General features: G+C 50.8%; 2 rRNA genes. Both read right to left on the bottom strand.

Features of this window, described 5'->3' with window-relative positions:
- Positions 1-2: 2 nt before the first annotated feature.
- A 5S ribosomal RNA gene (rrf, locus tag HMPREF0519_RS12575) occupies positions 3-119 on the bottom strand.
- A gap of 74 nt (positions 120-193) precedes the next feature.
- Positions 194-3,113, bottom strand: a 23S ribosomal RNA gene (locus HMPREF0519_RS12570).
- Positions 3,114-3,267: the final 154 nt, after the last annotated feature.

Here is a 3,267-nt window from a genome sequence, read left to right as displayed (position 1 = left end):
TTGCGTGGCAACGTCCTACCCTTGCAGGGGGCGATCCCCCAACTACTCTTGGCGTACAGAAGCTTAACGACTGTGTTCGGCATGGGAACAGGTGTATCCTTCTGGCTATCGCCACCACACTATTTTCCTGAAAGAACTTCGTTCTCTCAAAACTAGCTAATATTAATTTTCTGCCTTCAAACACCATTTCTACTTGGTTAAGTCCTCGACCGATTAGTATTGGTCCGCTCCGTGCATCGCTGCACTTCCACTTCCAACCTATCTACCTGATCATCTCTCAGGGGTCTTACTTCCATATAGGAATGGGAAATCTCATCTTGAGGCGAGTTTCACACTTAGATGCTTTCAGCGTTTATCTCATCCATACATAGCTACCCAGCTGTGCGCCTGGCGGCGCAACTGGTACACCAGCGGTATGTCCATCCCGGTCCTCTCGTACTAAGGACAGCTCCTCTCAAATTTCCTACGCCCGCGACGGATAGGGACCGAACTGTCTCACGACGTTCTGAACCCAGCTCGCGTACCGCTTTAATGGGCGAACAGCCCAACCCTTGGGACCGACTACAGCCCCAGGATGCGATGAGCCGACATCGAGGTGCCAAACCTCCCCGTCGATGTGGACTCTTGGGGGAGATAAGCCTGTTATCCCCAGGGTAGCTTTTATCCGTTGAGCGATGGCCCTTCCATACGGAACCACCGGATCACTAAGCCCGACTTTCGTCCCTGCTCGACCTGTCTGTCTCGCAGTCAAGCTCCCTTCTGCCTTTACACTCGTCGAATGATTTCCAACCATTCTGAGGGAACCTTTGGGCGCCTCCGTTACTGTTTGGGAGGCGACCGCCCCAGTCAAACTGCCTACCTGACACTGTCTCCCGCCACGCTAAGTGGCGCGGGTTAGAGTGTTCACACAGCGAGGGTAGTATCCCACCAATGCCTCCACCGAAACTAGCGTTCCGGCTTCAACGGCTCCTACCTATCCTGTACAAGCTGTGTCAACACCCAATATCAAGCTACAGTAAAGCTCCATGGGGTCTTTCCGTCCTGTCGCGGGTAACCTGCTTCTTCACAGGTATCTCAATTTCACCGAGTCTCTCGTTGAGACAGTGCCCAGATCGTTACGCCTTTCGTGCGGGTCGGAACTTACCCGACAAGGAATTTCGCTACCTTAGGACCGTTATAGTTACGGCCGCCGTTTACTGGGGCTTCATTTCTGGGCTTCGCCGAAGCTAACTCATCCACTTAACCTTCCAGCACCGGGCAGGCGTCAGCCCCTATACGTCATCTTACGATTTTGCAGAAACCTGTGTTTTTGATAAACAGTCGCCTGGGCCTTTTCACTGCGGCTGGCCATGTGGCCAGCACCCCTTCTCCCGAAGTTACGGGGTCATTTTGCCGAGTTCCTTAACGAGAGTTCACTCGCTCACCTGAGGATTCTCTCCTCGACTACCTGTGTCGGTTTGCGGTACGGGTAGTTGATGACTCACTAGAAGCTTTTCTCGGCAGTGTGACGTGGGTTGCTTCCCTACTTAAATTTCGGTCCTCATCACCACTTGTCAACCCGCCAAAAAGCATTTGACTCTTTGACTGACTCGTGGCTTGAGCATGCCTTTCCAACTGCATGCACAACTTAGCCTCCTGCGTCCCTCCATCGCTCAAACATCATCAACTAGTACAGGAATCTCAACCTGTTATCCATCGCCTACGCCTTGCGGCCTCGGCTTAGGTCCCGACTAACCCTGGGAGGACGAGCCTTCCCCAGGAAACCTTAGTCATTCGGTGGATCAGATTCTCACTGATCTTTCGCTACTCATACCGGCATTCTCACTTCTAAGCGCTCCACCGGTCCTTACGGTCCGGCTTCGTTGCCCTTAGAACGCTCTCCTATCACCTGAACAAAGTTCAGGTCCGCAGTCTCGGTAATATGCTTAGCCCCGGTAAATTTTCGGCGCGGGATCACTCGACTAGTGAGCTATTACGCACTCTTTAAATGGTGGCTGCTTCTGAGCCAACATCCTAGTTGTCTATGCAACTCCACATCCTTTTCCACTTAGCATATATTTAGGGACCTTAACTGGCGGTCTGGGCTGTTCCCCTTTCGACGATGGATCTTATCACTCACCGTCTGACTCCCGGATAAAAATCAATGGTATTCGGAGTTTATCTGAACTTAGTAACCCATGACGGGCCCCTCGTCCAAACAGTGGCTCTACCTCCATGATTCTACGTCCGAGGCTAGCCCTAAAGCTATTTCGGAGAGAACCAGCTATCTCCAAGTTCGTTTGGAATTTCACCGCTACCCACACCTCATCCCAGCACTTTTCAACGTACACGGGTTCGGCCCTCCAGTGCGTTTTACCGCACCTTCAGCCTGGACATGGGTAGATCACCTGGTTTCGGGTCTACAGCAACATACTTAAACGCCCATTTCAGACTCGCTTTCGCTGCGGCTCCGGCTTTGACACCTTAACCTTGCATGCAACCGTAACTCGCCGGTTCATTCTACAAGAGGCACGCTATCACCCATTAACGGGCTCTAACTGCTTGTAGGCACATGGTTTCAGGAACTGTTTCACTCCCCTTCCGGGGTGCTTTTCACCTTTCCCTCACGGTACTGGTTCACTATCGGTCACTAGGGAGTATTTAGCCTTGGGAGATGGTCCTCCCGGATTCCGACGACGTTTCACGTGTGTCGCCGTACTCAGGATCCTGAACTGAGGGTGCTGGATTTCACCTACGGGGCTATCACCCTGTCTCGCCAATCTTCCCAGATTGTTCGGTTATCCATCACTTTGGTAACTCAAATGTTCAGTCCTACAACCCCAATGAGCAAGCTCATTGGTTTGGGCTGTTCCCCGTTCGCTCGCCGCTACAGAGGGAATCGAAATTTCTTTATTCTCCTGTGGGTACTGAGATGTTTCAGTTCCCCACGTCTACCTCTACTCAGCTATGAATTCACTGAGCAGTAACAGTCGATTAAAACTGCTGGGTTTCCCCATTCGGAAATCTCCGGATCAAAGCTTACGTACAGCTCCCCGAAGCATATCGGTGTTAGTCCCGTCCTTCATCGGCTCCTAGTGCCAAGGCATCCACCATGCGCCCTTGATAACTTAACCTAAGTATCCTACGGATACTTTAGTCAATTGAGTATTTGCGATTTTTTACTTAGTTAACAAACTCAAAATAACGCGGTGTTCTCGGTTGAAATTGGATTATATCCAATTCAATAAATTACAGAAAATTAATATTATCTAGTTTTCAAAGAACCAA

The sequence above is a fragment of the Lentilactobacillus hilgardii DSM 20176 = ATCC 8290 genome, from assembly GCF_000159315.1.
Classification (GTDB): domain Bacteria; phylum Bacillota; class Bacilli; order Lactobacillales; family Lactobacillaceae; genus Lentilactobacillus; species Lentilactobacillus hilgardii.
The sequence above is the reverse complement of the archived record's forward strand: the minus strand, read 5'-3'. Positions and strand labels throughout refer to the sequence as shown.